Source organism: Paracoccus sp. S4493, from assembly GCF_000967735.1.
In the GTDB taxonomy this organism is placed as follows: Bacteria; Pseudomonadota; Alphaproteobacteria; order Rhodobacterales; family Rhodobacteraceae; genus Paracoccus; species Paracoccus marcusii.
On the sequence record NZ_JXYF01000065.1, the window covers coordinates 1 to 15,073 of the forward strand.

Below are 15,073 nucleotides of genomic sequence, written 5' to 3' on the forward strand. Positions count from 1 at the left end.
CGGTGGGCGGGCCGCCCGCGCCCGGCGGCTGGCGGCGGCTGGCGGATGCAGCGGTGATCACGGCGGCGGCGGTGTTCCTGCTGGCGCCGCTGATCTCGGTCGCGGCCACGGGCCTGCTGCGCCTGACCGGCCTGCCGCCCGAGGTCTGGGATGCTGCCCTGCGTTCCATCGCAATGGCGGTGACGTCGGCCCTGCTGTCGTCTGGGGCGGCGCTGGCACTGGCACTGACCATCGCCCGCGGCGGAGCCCGGTGGGTCGAGGCCGCAGGCATGCTGCCGCTGATCGCCTCTCCACTGGTGCTGGGCACGGGGCTGTTCATCCTGCTGCGCGGCACGGTCACGCCCCAGCAGATGGCCCTGCCGGTCACGGCGCTGATCAACGCGGCGATGGCCCTGCCCTTCGCACTGCGCGCGCTGATCCCGGCGGCGCGGGCGCTGGAACAGGATTACGGCCAGCTTGCCGCATCGCTGGACCTGCGGGGCTGGGCACGGCTGCGCCTTCTGGTGCTGCCCCGTCTGGCGCGCCCCTTGGGCTTTGGTGCCGGGCTGGCGGCGGCGCTGGCCATGGGCGATCTGGGCGTCATCACCCTGTTCGCAGGGGATCGCCCGACCCTGCCGCTGATGCTGTACCAGCTGATGAACGGCTATCGCATGGCCGATGCCGCGGCTTGCGCCCTGCTGCTGATGGGGCTCAGCCTGGGGCTGTTCTGGATGTTCGACAGGGGAGGCCGACGTGACGCTTGAATTCCGCGACATCCTGCTGCGACAGGACGACTTCACGCTGACCGCGGACCTGACCGTGCCGCAGGGTCGCCATGCGGTAATCGGCGCCTCGGGGTCGGGCAAGTCGACCCTGCTGGCCTTGGTGGCGGGGTTTCTGGCCCCGACAAAGGGCCGGCTGATCTGGGACGGCCAAGATATCACCGACATGACGCCCGGCCAACGACCAGTGTCGATCCTGTTTCAACACCACAATTTGTTTCCTCATTTAACCGTAAAACAAAATGTGGGGATGGGACTGCGCCCGGATCTGCGTCTGGACCGGGATCAGCAGCGCCGCGTGACGCAGGTGCTGGACCATGTCGGTTTGTCAGGCACGCAGGATCGCCGCCCCGCAGCCCTGTCGGGTGGTCAGCAGAGCCGCGTCGCGCTGGCCCGGGTGCTGCTGCGGGCACGACCCCTGCTTCTTCTGGACGAACCCTTCGCGGCGCTTGGTCCGGCGCTGAAGTCGGAGATGCTGACCCTGCTGGCGCAGGTGGCGTCCGACACGACGGTGCTGATGGTGACCCATGATCCGGCCGATGCGCGGGCCTTTGCGCCCGACACCCTGGTGGTCGAGGATGGCGCGGTGCACGCCCCCCGCCCCACCGGGCCGCTGCTGGACAATCCGCCGCCGGGACTGCGCGCCTATCTGGGCTAGGCGATCCACAGGCGGATGATCCAGGCGACGGTGCCGATCACCGCCACGCTGGCCAGCCAGATCGCCACGAACCACGCCAGCCGCCGCAGGGATTGCGGCATCAGTGGTACCCCTCCTTGGGGTCCATCTTTCCGCGGAACACCCAATAGGAATAGGCGGTATAGGTCAGAATCACCGGGATCAGCACGGCCGCACCGACCAGCATGAAGATCTGGCTGTTGCGGGGGGCGGCGGCCTCCCAGATCGTGACCTCCACCGGGACGATGTAGGGGAACATAGAGATCCCCAGCCCGACGAAGCCCAGGATGAACATCCCCAGCGCGCAGAGGAACGGCCAGTAGTCGTGATGACGCACCATCAGCGAGGTGAACATGCCGAAGGCCAGGCCCAGCACGGCGGCACCCACCCCCGCTGCCAGCATGATGTTCCAGCCGCCGAACCAGCGGCTGTAATAGCCGTCCTGCAGGAATGGCGTCCACAGGCTGACCACGCCCATGAAGATCACCGTGCCGACACCCAGCACCCAGGCCCGCTTGCGCATGCGTTCTTGCAGGGGGCCGGCGGTCTTCATCACCAGCCATGTCGCGCCCAGAAGGGCGTATCCGACCATGACCGCGACGCCGACCATCAGCGTGAAGGGCGTCAGCCAGTCCCACCAGCCGCCGGAATATTCGCGCGCGGCCTTGTCGACGTCGATACCCTGCAGCAGCCCGCCCAGGGTGATGCCCTGCGCCAGCGCGGCCACCGCCGATCCGCCGATGAAGGCCACGTCCCAGACCTTGCGCCAGCGCTTGGTGCGCCAGCGGAACTCGAACGCGACGCCGCGGAAGATCAGCGCCAGCAGCATCGCCATGATCGGCGCATACAGCGCCGGCAGGATCAGCGCATAGGCCAGCGGAAAGGCCGCGAACAGCCCGCCCCCGCCCAGGACCAGCCAGGTCTCGTTCCCGTCCCAGACCGGCGCGACCGAGTTCATCATGATGTCGCGGTCCTCGCCCTCGGGTTCGACCGCGAACAGCATGCCCAGGCCCAGGTCGAACCCGTCCAGCACGACATAGACCAGCACCGCAAAGGCGATGACGAAGGCCCAGATGACGGTCAGATCAAGCGAAACGCCTTCTGCGAGGGGCATGGTCACTCTCCGGGTTGGACGTTGCGGGTCGGGTGCTGCTGGGCGGGCGTGGTGCCCGCCGTGCGCGTCGGGCTGTTGGTCACGTCCTTCAGCCGCGGTTCGTTATTCGCCGGAGAGCGGCTCATCAGACGCAGGATATAGTATGTCCCCGCCCCAAAGACCGCGAAATAGACAATGATGAAGGCCACCAGCGATGCCCCCACCGCGGCCGCGTCCAGGGGTGCGGCGCTGTCCACCGTGCGCAGGTGACCATAGACGGTGAAGGGCTGCCGCCCGACCTCGGTCGTGACCCATCCGGCCAGTACGGCGATCAGCCCCGCGGGCGACATCACAAGGGCGGCGCGGTGCAGCATGGGGCTGTCGAACAGCATCCCCCGCCAGCGCGCCCACAGCGACCAGACCCCGATCCCCAGCATGGCAAAGCCAAGCGCGACCATGATGCGGAACGACCAGAAGACGATGGCCACGGGGGGCTGATCCTCGCGCGGGATGGTGTCCAGGCCCGCAAGCGGTGCGTTCAGGTCGTGCTTCAGGATAAGGGACGACAGCTTGGGGATGCCGATGGCATAGTCCAGGCGCTGTTCGTCCTGGTTCGGGATGCCGAACAGGTACAGCGGCGCGCCTTCGTCATGGCTCTCGAAATGGCCCTCCATCGCCATGACCTTGGCCGGCTGGTGCTCCAGCGTGTTGATGCCGTGGAAATCGCCCAGCACGATCTGGACCGGGGCAAAGATCGCGGCCATCCACATCGCCATGCTGAACATGGTCCGCGTGGCCGGGCTAACCTTGTCGCGGCGGTGCCGGTGGCGCAGCAGGTGCAGGGCCGCCACGCCCCCCACGATGAAGGCCGTGGTCAGATAGGCCGCGGTCACCGTGTGCATCAGGCGGAACGGAAAGGACGGGTTGAAGATCACCTGCCAGAAGTCGGTGGGCAGAAACTGCCCCGTCTCGGGGTCGATCTCGAAGCCCGCGGGGGTGTGCATCCAGCTGTTGACCGACAGGATCCAGAAGGCCGAGAACGCCGTGCCCAACGCCACCGCGGCGCAGGCGATCATGTGCAGCGTGGGCCCGACGCGGTCGCGCCCGAACAGCATGATCCCCAGGAACCCGGCCTCTAGGAAGAAGGCCGACAGGACCTCATAGGCCATCGGCGCGCCGATGACCGGCCCTGCCTTGTCGGAAAAGGCTGACCAGTTCGTGCCGAACTGATAGGACATCACGATGCCCGACACGACGCCCATGGCAAAAGCCAGGGCAAAGATCTTGACCCAGTATCGGAACAGATCCAGGTACTTGTGGTCCTTTGTCCACAGCCACAGCCCGTTCAGGACCGCCAGAAAGCTGGCCAGCCCGATCGTGAAGGCGGGGAACAGGAAGTGGAAGCTGACCGTGAAGGCGAACTGGATCCGGGCCAGCAGGATAGCATCTGCATTGTCGAACATCGGGGGCCTTTCACGGCAGGGGCACGCCCCGCGGGCATGTCGGTTTCGGTCCGGTCACCGCCTGCACCACGGGCACATGACCGGACCCATCGTCTTTTGGAATCATAGTGCTCCTACTGGTCGCGGCCGCGCAAGGGCATCGATGTCGCGCCCGCCCCCCTGTGGCGCATCTGCGTCACGGGTGGCACCTTGGGCCGATGTCAGGGGTGCACAGAGGGTGAGGCACCACCGCCTGTTCCTGCATTGACGGTCGGTGGGGTTTGATTGCTGCGCTGCCGGCCCCCGGAAGCGACTGTGCTTCCCGAGCAATGAATTTGGCGCCATGCGGCGGGAGGCACCGGCAATTTTGCTATGCCCGCCCTGGTGGCATCGACGCTGTCATTTGAGGACGGACCGCGTGGCACGGGTGCTGTCCAAGGCATTCCGTTTGCGCATCACGCGCACGATCCATCAGGCGGCGGTCGCGGGCGTGCTGCAGCCTCGGATGGGCAAGATTCGTGATGGCCGGAGGGGGAAAGGCAGTAGATGCGACATCATCGGCCGTAGCGGAGGGCGCGGCGGATGGGTGCGTCGAGGATCGCGTCGCCGGTGCCGCCGTCCTGAGACCCGCGATCCATATCGAGGATACCGGCGCGACGCGGACTTCAGCCGCGGTCGGAACGGGCATGTTCGATCAGGTCCCAACGATTTCCCCACGGGTCCCTCCAGACGACGACACGCCCGTAAGGTTCGTCGCGCGGAAGCGTCTCGAACGTCACGCCCGCGGCCTGGAGGCGCTGATAGTCGCGCGCGAAATCGTCCGTCTCCAGGAAAAGCCAGACCCGCCCGCCGCCCTGCTCTCCGATCGACGCGGTCTGGCGGTCTCCGACGGCCCGGGCAAGCAGGATCTCGGTATCGCCACCCGGGGGCGCAATCCGCACCCATCGCTTGCCGTCGCCCAGTTCGGTATCCTCCCGGCACTCGAAGCCGATCCGGCAGAAGAAGTCGAGCGCCGCGTCGTAGTCCGGGACCAGCAGGGACAGGTGGGCGATGCGGGCGGGCATGACATTGTGCTTTCCATCGGGACGGTTGCGACGCGTTTCTGGGGCACAGCCCGGTCCGCGACAAGCCCGCCTGTAGCAGTTCGCGATCTGGGCGGGAATGCAGACATGTGTCCGGCGCACGGCAGTCTTATTCCGATGGCTGTCGATCCGGGCGATGATCATGCACACAGACCATGGAGAAGCGCATGCCCCCGCCCTACGCGCGCCTGAAGGATCCCGCGTCATATGTCCTGTCGCGGATCGTTCGGACATCCCGGCTGGATCTTTGCCCCGCGAGCGTTGATGACGCCGCCGCGGTGGCGCGGGCCAGGGGCGAAAGCCATGCAGAATTGTTGCCATGGTTTCACAGAACGATGGGGAACCCCGGACAGGAACGGGATGCCCGGTGGCAGTCAGAGCGGCTGGCGGAAGCGGTGGAGGCTGCACAACGACGCGAGCGGCTGTCCTATCTTGCATGGGCCTCGGGCGTCTGTGTCGGCGCCGTCGATCTGATCCCGCAGTGGCGGCGGGGCCAGTTCCGACTGTCGTACTGGGTGCGGTCCTCTGCCTGCCGCCAGCGATATGGGGCCGAGTTGGCGCCCGCGATGATACGGGCTGCCTTTGGGGCCTTGGACGCACGTCTGGTGACGACCGGTCATGCCGCGCCCAACACGGCCAGCGCAGGTCTGGCACGGATGCTGGGCTTCAGGCAGATCGCATGCCAGCCACTTGGGTACGAGATGCCAGACGGCCTGCTGGTGGACGGCATCGCCTATGCCATCGAAGACATCGTCGTCCTGCCACCCCTGAAGGTCGCATGGGCCTGACTGACACGACGGCTTTGCCCCGCACCTGATCGGTCGCGCAGGGGCGGTCAGCCCGTCGCGGGCGGCTGATCCGCCACCTCCCGGCACAGCCACTCTCGAAAGCTGCGCATTCCGCTGGTTTCCGGCCTGGACTGCAGGCGGGTCAGCCAATAGGCGCCTGCGGCAATGGAATGATCGAACAGGGTCACAAGACGGCCGCGATCCGTCCAGTGACCGAAAAGCGCAGGTGGCAGCAGCGCGATCCCGTGCCCCTCCGCCGCCATGTCCGCCAGGGCGATCGAGCTGTCCAGCATCGGCCCCCGCAGGGGCGGGCAGGCCAAGCCCAGCCCCGCGAACCACCGTTCCCATTCGCCTGTCCGATAGGATCGCAGCAGCGGCTGCTCCAGCATCGCCTGGGGGCCGGACATGGTCCTGGCGCGGTCCGGGGCGCACATGGGGGCCAGGGGCGCATTCATGATGCGGGTGGCCTGCAGCCCATGCCACGACCCGTCGCCAAAGCGGATGGCCAGGTCAAGCCCTTCGCCCGGAATGCTGACGCGGTTGTTGTTGGCGAAGATGCGCAGGTCCACCTCGGGATGCGCCGCCTCGAACCCGGCCAGGCGCGGGATCAGCCAGCCCGTCGCAAAGGTTCCGACCACGCCCACATGCAACGCCTCGTGATAGCGCCCGCCCGAGAACCGGTCCAGCGTCGCGCCGATCAGGTCCAGCGATCCGGTCAGGACCGGGGCCAGGGCCGCACCCTCGTCGGTCAGCACCAGCCCTCGGGGCACACGCCGGAACAGGGCCACGCCAAGGCGTTCCTCGAGGTTGCGGATCTGGTGGCTGAGCGCCGCCTGCGTCACGCACAGTTCGATCGCGGCCTTCGACAGCGTCAGGTGCCGGGCCGCGGCTTCGAAGGCCCGCAGCGCATTCAGGGGGATGTTGGGCCGATCCATCACGCATCCATTAGAATTTCTCAACGATAGGGCAAGAAACCATGATTTGATGCCCATGAAGGATCACAATAGCTCTGGCTGGCAAAATTAATTCATGTCGCGACGCCGTGCCGACGCCAGAGGGAATCCCATGACCATCATCCGAACCGTAGCTGTCGCAGCCGTGCTGCTGACCACCCCCGCCCATGCCCAAGGGCTGACCGAGCAGGCATTCCAGCAGATCAGCGAAGGCGTCTTTCGCCCCGTGATCGAGGAGTTCGACATTCCCGGCATCGCCATCGGCGTGACGATGGACGGACAGCAGTTCTTCTTCACCGATGGATCGGCCGATCGCGCGGCATCGCGCGCTGTCGACCGCGACACGCTGTTCGAGTTGGGATCGAACAGCAAGCTGTTCACCGTGGCCCTGGCGGCCCTTGCGGAACAGCGCGGCCTTCTGTCCCTGCAGGACCCGGTGTCATCCCGGATGCCTGCGCTGGCGGGCAGCGCCTTCGATGCGGTGACGCTGGCCGACCTTGCCGCCCATGCCACGGGTGGCCTGCCCCTGCAGGTGCCCGACGCGGTCACGGACATGGACGGCCTGATGACCTATCTGAACGCCTGGACGCCGCAGGGCGAGGCCGGCACGCTGCGCGCCTATTCCAATGTCAGCATCGGCCTTTTGGGGCTGATCGCGGGAGAGCAGTTCGGGACGACCTACACGGATGCGCTGGCCCGTGACCTTCTTCCCGGACTGGGGCTGGACAGCACCTTCGTCGATGTCCCCGACGCCGAGATGCCGCACTATGCCTTCGGTTATTCCAGAACGGACGACAGCCCGATCCGCGTCAACCCCGGCATGCTGGATGCCGAGGCCTATGGCATCAAGTCGTCGGTGACCGACATGACCCGTTTCATGGACGCCCATCTGGGCAATCTTACGTTGGAGGGTGAGATCACGGCAGCGCTGGCCCGGACGCGCCGGTCGGACTACGACACCGCCCATTACGCGCAGGCCATGATCTGGGAAGGGTATCCCTGGCCCGTGGATGCCGCTGCGCTGGCGGCCGGAAATTCACCGAACATGGCGATGTCGCCGCAACCCATGACCAAGGTCGACGCGCGCCAGTTGGAGGGGGACGTCTATCTGAACAAGACGGGGGCGACCAACGGTTTTGGCTCTTACGTCGCGATGGTGCCGTCCGAACGGATCGGCGTCGTGGTCCTGGCGAACCGCAACTATCCCAACCCGGTCCGGGCGGAAGCGACGCGGGAGCTGATCGTGCAACTGCTGGCGCGCGCCAGAGAGTAAACGGCAGTGCTGAACGCACAGGTGACCTTGGCAGCATGACGGCTGCGGCCCCGATCCGGGGGCCGCAGCCTTGTTTCAGTCGGCGCGGCCATGCGTCAGGGTTGCAGGCGTCACCATCCGGCGCTGCCAGAGAAACAGCGCGGCGGCCACGGACAGGCCGATGAGGTCGGTCACCCAGCCCACGGCGATCATCGACAGCGCGGCCCCGATCAGCACCAGACGCACCACCATCGACGCGTGCCCGAAGTAGTAGCCGATCACCCCCGCCGACAGCAGGAACATGCCCAGCAGCGCAGTGGCCGTCGCATGGATGATGTCGATCCATTCGCCCTGCATCAGCAGCTCGTGAGAGCCGAAGAACATGAAGGGCACGATGAAGGCCGCAAGGCCCAGGCGGAAGGCCTCGACGCTGGTCTTCATCGGATCTGACCCCGACAGGGCCGCCCCCGCATAGGCGGCCAAGGCCACCGGCGGCGTGATGGCCGACATCACCGCATAGTAGAAGACGAAGAAATGCGCGACCAGCACCGGCACCCCCAGGGCGATCAGCCCCGGCGCCACGACGGCGGCGGCGACCGCATAGGCGGCGGTGGTGGGCATGCCCATCCCCAAGATGATCGAGATGCACATCGCGAAGAACATCGCCAGATACTGGTTCTGATCCGCGATCGACAGAAGCAGCGACGAGAAGCGCGCCCCCACCCCGGTCAGCGCGATGACGCCCACGATGATGCCCGCCGCGGCGCAGACCGCGACCATCTGGATGGTCATCTTGGCGCCCATGTCCAGCGCGTTGAAGATCTGGCGCGGGCCCATGCGATGCGGCGTCAGCCAGCTGACCATCGCCGCCGCGGCCATGCCCATCGCACCCGCCCGGATCACGGAATAGCCCGCGAACAGCGTATAGATCAGGATGATGATCGGCAGGAACAGATACACCTGGCGGATCAGCACCTTGAACTGCGGCAGTTCGGACCGGGGCAGGCCCTTCATGTCCAGCTTGAGCGCCTGGAGGTCGACCATGAAATAGACCGACACGAAATACAGCAGCGCCGGGATGATCGCGGCGATGACGATGTCGGTATAGGGGATGCCGGTGACCTCGGCCATGATGAAGGCGCCCGCGCCCATGATCGGCGGCAGGATCTGCCCGCCCGAGGAGGCCGTGGCCTCGATCGCGGCCGAGGATTTCGGCGAATAGCCGACCTTCTTCATCAGCGGAATGGTCAGCGAGCCGGTGGACACCACGTTGCCCGCCGAGGTGCCGTTGATCATGCCCATCAGGCCCGATGCAAAGACCGCGACCTTGGCCGGACCGCCCCGTGCCTGACCGGCGCAGGCAAAGGCGAAGTTCACGAAGTAATCGCCCACCTTCGACGCCTGCAGGAAGGCCGCGAAGACGATGAACAGGATGATATAGGTCGAACTGACCGCGATCGGGTCGCCCAGGATGCCCTGGTCGGTGAAGATGTAGGTGAAGAACCGCGTCGCCGTATAGCCCCGATGGTTCAGGAAGCCCGGCAGCCACGGCCCCAGGAAGCTGTAGCCGATGAAGACCGCGACGATGATCACCAGCGCGAGGCCCGTCAGGCGGCGCGTCAGCTCCAGGATCAGCATGACCCCGGTGACCGCGGCCCACAGATCGCCCGGCTGCGCCATCGCCGTGCCCGCCCGCATGCGCAGCGCGCCCACGACGAACAGGATGTAGCCCAGGACCGCGATCGAGGCCAGGCACAGGATCAGGTCGCCCGGATAGATCCGCCCCCGGTCCCGCGACGAATAGAGCCAGCCCGCGACGATGGCCGCCCCGGTGCCGATGGCCAGCGGCAGGCCGTAGGTGCGGAACCCGAAGGCCGGCGGCATCGCCACCCCGGCCAGCCACCAGGCGCCCCAGGCATAGGCGATGACCGCCAGCCCATAGCCCACGCCCAGGGCCGCCACGCCCAGCAGGGCCAGTTCGGCCATGCCGCGGCGTGCGGGGGCGGTGGCGCTGTCGCTGCGCTGCGTCAGCGCGGAATAGGTCAGAAAGCCGATGATCAGGCCGCCGCAGACATGCATCATGCGGTAGGTCCAGGTCTCCAGCGGATAGACGACCATGACGAACAGGTGGAACAACGTATAGGCGGCGCAGAGGACCGCGATCAGCACACCCGTTCCGGCGCGGGGGTCGCGCTGGTTGGGGGCCATCGGTTCGTCATCGACGCCCTGCGCGATGACGGGTCCGGTCCCTGCCGCAGATGCAGCATCAACTGACATGAGGGGTCTCCGTCGGCAAGGACCGCGCGGACGGGGTCCGGGCAGTCGGTCCGATCATGGGGGAAAGGGAAAAGGGTCCGGGGGCCGCAGCCCCCGGAGAATGCGCTCAGCCGCGCAGTTCGGCCGGGATTTCGACCCCGACCTCGTCGAAGTAACGCACGGCGCCCGGGTGGTAGGGCAGGAAGGTGTTCTTGTCGACGTTCTCGGGCAGGGTCTCGGCGGCGGTGGCGTGGATCTGCATCATCGCCTCGTTGCCTTCCATCACCAGCTTGGTGATCTCATAGGCCAGGCTTTCGGGCATGTCCTGATGGGCGACGGCAAAGTTCCACATGGCGACCGTGCCATGCCCCTCGGGGAAGCCCTGGTACATGCCGCCGGGCACCTCGAAGGCGGCCACTTCGGGCATCGCCTCGAGGATCTGCGCGCGCTGCTCCTCGGTGAAGCCGAAGATGTTGACCGGGTTCTCGGCCGCGATCTGGGCAAAGGCGCTGATCGGCACGCCGGCCGCAAAGGCGAAGGCGTCGATCAGGCCGTCCTTGACCTGGCTCGTGGCGTCGTTGGCCCCGGCATAGCTGATGGTCGCGTCGACGCCCAGCACCTCGAAGAAGCGCGGCCAATAGGTGGCGGCAGTGCCGCCCGCCGGTCCGACCGAGACGCGCTTGCCCGCCATGTCGGTGACGTCCGCGATGCCCGACGACTGCAGCGCGACGGCCTCGAACGGGGTCTGATACATGGGGAACAGGGCGCGCAGGGCCTTGTGCTCGACCCCCGGCGCCAGTTCGCTGTTGCCGGTCCAGGCCTCATAGGCGGGGCCCATGGTGACCAGGCCGATCTGGTGGTCGCCGGTCTCGACCAGGGTGGCGTTCTGCACCGGGCCGCCGGTGACCTCGCCCGAGGCGTTCAGGTCCAGGTTCTGGCTGATCAGTCCGGCCAGACCGGTGCCATAGATGAAATAGGTGCCGCCCTGGCTGGCGGTACCGATGGTCAGGCTGCTGGGCCAGTCGGCGCGGTCGTCCTGGGCAAAGGCGGGCGACAGGCTGAAGGTGGCCGCGACGGTCGCGGCGACGGTCATGAAACGCATGAAAATCCTCCCAGATTTTTCCGGGGCCGCACGTCTTGCGCGTGGCGGCCCGACAAAGCCCCTTCAGCTAGGCCATGCCATGCCCTGCACGCAATGCCGCCATGCGCCGGGCGCGCGGGAAAAGCGCCGCCTAGTCGCGGCGATGGGTGGATTCGGTAACATCGGCGTCATCGCGTGGGTGGAAATCCCCCCATCACGGGTCCGGATCGTCGCCCGCATCGACGTAATGCGTCTTGTCGATCATGTATTTCTGCATCTTTTCGTAAAGCGACTTCCGCGACAGGCCAAGCGATTCATAGACCGGCTTCAGCCGCCCGCCATGCGCGGCCAGGGTCGCCACGATCACGTCGCGCTCGAAGGCCGCGACCCGGTGGGCCAAGCGCTGCTGTTCGGGGCTGCGATCCTCGGCCGGTTGCAGGGCGATGCCCAGAGCGTGGCGGTCGGCGGCGTTGCGCAATTCGCGGACATTGCCGGGCCAGGCGCGTTCGGCGATCTCGGCCAGCAGGGCGGGGGGCACGGCCACGGCGGCGCGGCGGTGCCGGGCGGCGGCCTCCTGCACCAGCTTGATGAACAGAAGCTGGATGTCCTCGCGCCGCGCGGACAAAGGCGGCATGGTCAGCGTCACCACGTTCAGCCGGTACAGCAGATCGGCGCGGAACCGCCCCGCCGCGACCTCCTCCTCCAGCGGCTGGCGCGAGGTCGCGATGAAGCGCACGTCCAGCGCCCGCCCCTCATCCGCGCCCAGGGGGAACATCACCCGGTCCTGGACCACGCGCAGCAGCTTGCCCTGCACGTCCAGGGGCATCGAGCCGATCTCGTCCAGCAGGATGGTGCCACCGCGCGCATGTTCGAATTTTCCGTAACGCGGGCGCAGGGCGCCGGGAAAGGCGCCCGCCTCGTGGCCGAACAGTTCCGATTCGATCAGCGACGCGGGCAGCGCCGCGCAATCGATGGCGATGAAGGGCCGCCCCGCGCGCGGCGACAGGTCGTGCAGCGCGCGGGCCACGACCTCCTTGCCGGTGCCGGTCTCTCCGACGATCAGCACGTCGGCCTCGGTCGGGCCGATGGTGCGCAGGCGGCGGCGCAGGTCGATCATCACGTTGGACCGCCCGACCAGCCGCGTCTCCAGGTCGTCGGCCTGCCCCGCCGCCGCCCGCAGGACGCGGTTCTCCAGCACGACCCGGCGGTAATCCATCGCGCGGGACGCGATCTCAGCCAGCTGCGCGCCGTCGAATGGTTTTTCGACGAAATCATAGGCCCCTTCGCGCATCGCGCGCACGGCCAGCTGGATGTCGCCATGCCCGGTCACCAGGATCACCGGGATGTCCACGTCGATCTCGCGGATGCGGCTCATCAGGGTCAGGCCGTCCATGCCTGGCATGCGGATGTCGGTCACCACGATGCCGGCAAAGCCGAAGCCCACCCGGTCCAGCGCGGATTGGGCATCGGAGGCCTCCTCGACCTCGAACCCCTCCAGCTCCAGGGCCTGGGCGGTCGACAGGCGCATGTCGGGCTCGTCATCAACCAGCAGGATGCGGCCCGCGATCATGGCGCGATCTCGGGCAGGTCGATGCGAAAGGCCGCGCCGCGGTCGCAGGGAAGAATGCGCAATTCGCCTCCGAAATCCTTGATGATGTTAAAAGAGATCGACAGCCCAAGCCCCAGCCCGCTGCCCACCCCCTTGGTCGAGAAGAACGGATCGAAGATGCGATCCTCCAGCCCCTGTGCGATGCCGGGGCCATTGTCGCTGACGGTCAGCAGGACGCGCCCGTCCGTCCGCCGCCCCTCGATGCGGATCGCGCTGTCGGCCCGGCCGTCCAGCGCGTCCAGCGCATTGGCGACCAGGTTCACCACCACCTGCTGGAACCGCACCGGCCCCGCCCGCACCCGCAACGGCCCCGGTGGCATGTCCACGACCAGCGCGACGGGCTGGCGGTCGATGCGCCATGCGATCACCTCCAGCGCGTCGCGCAGCACGTCATGAAGGTCCACATCGGACAGCTGGGCATTGGGCTTGCGGGCAAAGTTGCGCAGGGTGCGGCCGATCTCGGTCATGCGATCGGTCAGCGACAGGATGCGCGTCAGGTTCAGACGGGCATCGGCGGCCCGGTCGCGGTCCAGATAGGTCACCGCGTTGGCGGCAAAGTTGCGCACCGCGCCCAAGGGCTGGTTCAGCTCATGCGACAGGGCTGCCGACATCTGCCCCAGGGCGGCCAGCTTGGCCGATTGCACCAGATGACGCTGCGTGCGGCGCAGCTCGGCCTCGGTGGCGCGACGTTCCGTGACCTCGGCGCCAAGGCGGGCGTTCAGCTGCGCCAGCTCGGCCGTGCGGGCAGCGACGCGTCCTTCCAGCTGGGCCTGGGCCTCGGCTTGGATCGACAGGCGCTCGCGCAGGCGGGCCCGGCGCTGCGCCCAAGCGGTCAGCAGCGCCACCCCCACGCCCAGGATCATCAGCGCCGCCAGCGTCCCGATCAGCGCCTGCCGCCGGGCGGGCGCTGTGTCCAGCAGCACATGCACGGTCCAGTCGGCCTCGGGCATGGCCTCGGAGACGGTCAGGAACTCGCGCCGCGTCTCGGGCAGCTCCAGCCGTCGGATGTCATGGCCCGCGGCCTCGCCCGCCACGCGCAGGGGCAGCATCAGCAAAGGCTCATCGTCATAGCGCCGGGTGGCGGCGATGCGCGCCCGCGTCCGGGGCGTCAGCGGCGCGATCGAGCGGAACTGCCAGTCGCGGCGGCTGGCCAGAAAGACGATCCCCTCGCCGTCGGTCACGATCATCTCATATTCGGCGGCACGCCAGCTGTCCTCGATCGCATCCATGTCGACCTTCAGCACCAGCACGCCGACGATCCGCCCCCGGTCCCTGAGCGCCCGGCCAAAGTAATACCCCCGCTTGCCCGAGGTCGTCCCAAGCGCCGAGAACCGCCCCTGCCCCCCAGCCAGCGCATCGGTGAAATAGGGACGATAGTCGAACCGTTCGCCCACGAAGCTGAACGCCTGGTCGAAGTTGCTGGCGGCCACGGTCATGCCGTCAGGTGCCATGACATAGGCATCCGATAGCCCCATCAACCGTGCCAGATGGCGCAGATAGAGGTTCGCCGCGGCCAACCGCACCGGATCCGCATCCGGCGCCAGCGCGCGCACTAGGACGGGATTTCGGTCCATGAGGTCAGGCAACCGCTCGTATCGCGCCAGCTCTCCGCGAAGGCCAGACACGGCAAGCCGCAGGATGTTCTCTCCCTGTGGCACCGTCGCGACGATATAGTATCGCGCCAAAAGGGCGTTTCCGCCGATGGCCCCGGCAAGACACAGCGTCATGACCACCAGCGCGACCCAGATGCGCCGTGCATTGCCAGACCTGCCGATCACGGAATGCGGCCCATCCTCCCGTCGCATCGGATACCCGCCCCCTTGTCCCGACCGCCATCACACCATGAAATCAGCTGATGGTTCAACCGCTCAGGGACCTATAGCAATGCTCTGCTCGCCGCTTGTTCCGCAGGAAATGGAAGAAGGTGTCCATCGACCCTGTTACACAAATCGGCTTATGGTCGGAGTCCCTTTTCCCGGACGGACTTATCCTACGGCCTCGGTTATGGGTATGCCGAGCGCAACGTCGCCGTTTATAACGGCGGTGCGGACCTGGACTTCTGAGTTGCCCCGTGAAAGCT

At 67.2% G+C, this 15,073-nt stretch carries 12 protein-coding genes and 1 pseudogene; 4 read left to right on the plus strand and 9 right to left on the minus strand.

Annotated elements, in window-relative coordinates; translation table 11 throughout:
* Both TW83_RS21130 and TW83_RS10765 read left to right on the plus strand, forming a co-directional pair.
* Window positions 1-743 (plus strand): annotated as a pseudogene (locus tag TW83_RS21130) (thiamine/thiamine pyrophosphate ABC transporter permease ThiP); the annotation flags it as partial.
* Window positions 733-1,419 (plus strand): ATP-binding cassette domain-containing protein, encoded by a 687-nt coding sequence (locus tag TW83_RS10765; RefSeq protein ID WP_045982778.1) that lies wholly within the window; start codon window positions 733-735, stop codon window positions 1,417-1,419. The pseudogene TW83_RS21130 and the gene TW83_RS10765, both read left to right, overlap by 11 nt.
* On the opposite strand, the gene TW83_RS20560 is transcribed toward TW83_RS10765, so the two are convergent.
* The 4 genes from TW83_RS20560 to TW83_RS10780 all read right to left on the minus strand — a co-directional run bounded on the left by TW83_RS20560 (window position 1,416) and on the right by TW83_RS10780 (window position 5,036).
* The gene (locus TW83_RS20560) at window positions 1,416-1,520 is read right to left on the minus strand and encodes a DUF2474 family protein (RefSeq protein WP_139598676.1); all 105 of its coding nucleotides are present in this window, start codon (window positions 1,518-1,520) and stop codon (window positions 1,416-1,418) included. The two genes, TW83_RS10765 and TW83_RS20560, sit on opposite strands and share 4 nt — an antisense overlap.
* Complete coding sequence (gene cydB / locus TW83_RS10770) at window positions 1,520-2,551, minus strand: cytochrome d ubiquinol oxidase subunit II (protein ID WP_045982779.1); 1,032 nt, start codon at window positions 2,549-2,551, stop codon at window positions 1,520-1,522. Before cydB ends, TW83_RS20560 begins: the two co-directional genes overlap by 1 nt.
* Before the next feature lie 2 nt (window positions 2,552-2,553).
* Window positions 2,554-3,993: a cytochrome ubiquinol oxidase subunit I gene (locus tag TW83_RS10775; protein ID WP_045982780.1), complete on the minus strand. Its 1,440-nt coding sequence runs from the start codon at window positions 3,991-3,993 to the stop codon at window positions 2,554-2,556.
* Window positions 3,994-4,637: 644 nt separating this feature from the next.
* On the minus strand, window positions 4,638-5,036 hold the full coding sequence (locus TW83_RS10780; protein WP_045982781.1) for a VOC family protein: 399 nt from the start codon (window positions 5,034-5,036) through the stop codon (window positions 4,638-4,640).
* A gap of 173 nt (window positions 5,037-5,209) precedes the next feature.
* Between TW83_RS10780 and TW83_RS10785 the strand changes: the two genes are divergently transcribed.
* Complete coding sequence (locus TW83_RS10785; RefSeq protein ID WP_052714839.1) at window positions 5,210-5,842, plus strand: GNAT family N-acetyltransferase; 633 nt, start codon at window positions 5,210-5,212, stop codon at window positions 5,840-5,842.
* 47 nt (window positions 5,843-5,889) lie between these two features.
* Here the strand turns inward: TW83_RS10785 and TW83_RS10790 are convergent, their stop codons facing one another.
* Entirely contained in the window at window positions 5,890-6,777 is an 888-nt protein-coding gene (locus TW83_RS10790; RefSeq protein ID WP_045982782.1) for a LysR family transcriptional regulator, read from the minus strand.
* Between the two features lie 130 nt (window positions 6,778-6,907).
* On the opposite strand from TW83_RS10790, the gene ampC reads away from it, so the two are divergent.
* Complete coding sequence (gene ampC / locus TW83_RS10795; protein ID WP_045982783.1) at window positions 6,908-8,068, plus strand: class C beta-lactamase; 1,161 nt, start codon at window positions 6,908-6,910, stop codon at window positions 8,066-8,068.
* Window positions 8,069-8,143: 75 nt separating this feature from the next.
* Here the strand turns inward: ampC and TW83_RS10800 are convergent, their stop codons facing one another.
* From TW83_RS10800 to TW83_RS10815, 4 genes are all read right to left on the minus strand, one after another.
* The gene (locus tag TW83_RS10800; RefSeq protein ID WP_045982784.1) at window positions 8,144-10,324 is read right to left on the minus strand and encodes a TRAP transporter permease; all 2,181 of its coding nucleotides are present in this window, start codon (window positions 10,322-10,324) and stop codon (window positions 8,144-8,146) included.
* A 106-nt stretch (window positions 10,325-10,430) separates the two neighbouring features.
* Window positions 10,431-11,405, minus strand: coding sequence for a TAXI family TRAP transporter solute-binding subunit (locus tag TW83_RS10805; protein ID WP_045982785.1), 975 nt, complete (start codon window positions 11,403-11,405; stop codon window positions 10,431-10,433).
* A 193-nt stretch (window positions 11,406-11,598) separates the two neighbouring features.
* Window positions 11,599-12,954, minus strand: coding sequence for a sigma-54 dependent transcriptional regulator (locus TW83_RS10810; protein WP_045982786.1), 1,356 nt, complete (start codon window positions 12,952-12,954; stop codon window positions 11,599-11,601).
* Entirely contained in the window at window positions 12,951-14,771 is a 1,821-nt protein-coding gene (locus TW83_RS10815; RefSeq protein ID WP_162198039.1) for an ATP-binding protein, read from the minus strand. The genes TW83_RS10810 and TW83_RS10815 overlap by 4 nt, the downstream gene beginning before the upstream one ends.
* Between the last annotated feature and the right edge of the window lie 302 nt (window positions 14,772-15,073).

Coding starts and splice junctions, on each gene's coding strand:
- TW83_RS10780 (WP_045982781.1), bottom strand. CDS start 5,036: ATGCCCGCCCGCATCGCCCACCTGTCCCTGCTGGTCCCGGACTACGAC.
- TW83_RS10805 (WP_045982785.1), bottom strand. CDS start 11,405: ATGCGTTTCATGACCGTCGCCGCGACCGTCGCGGCCACCTTCAGCCTG.
- TW83_RS10800 (WP_045982784.1), bottom strand. CDS start 10,324: ATGTCAGTTGATGCTGCATCTGCGGCAGGGACCGGACCCGTCATCGCG.
- TW83_RS10785 (WP_052714839.1), top strand. CDS start 5,210: ATGGAGAAGCGCATGCCCCCGCCCTACGCGCGCCTGAAGGATCCCGCG.
- TW83_RS10790 (WP_045982782.1), bottom strand. CDS start 6,777: ATGGATCGGCCCAACATCCCCCTGAATGCGCTGCGGGCCTTCGAAGCC.
- TW83_RS10775 (WP_045982780.1), bottom strand. CDS start 3,993: ATGTTCGACAATGCAGATGCTATCCTGCTGGCCCGGATCCAGTTCGCC.
- TW83_RS10810 (WP_045982786.1), bottom strand. CDS start 12,954: ATGATCGCGGGCCGCATCCTGCTGGTTGATGACGAGCCCGACATGCGC.
- TW83_RS20560 (WP_139598676.1), bottom strand. CDS start 1,520: ATGCCGCAATCCCTGCGGCGGCTGGCGTGGTTCGTGGCGATCTGGCTG.
- cydB (WP_045982779.1), bottom strand. CDS start 2,551: ATGCCCCTCGCAGAAGGCGTTTCGCTTGATCTGACCGTCATCTGGGCC.
- ampC (WP_045982783.1), top strand. CDS start 6,908: ATGACCATCATCCGAACCGTAGCTGTCGCAGCCGTGCTGCTGACCACC.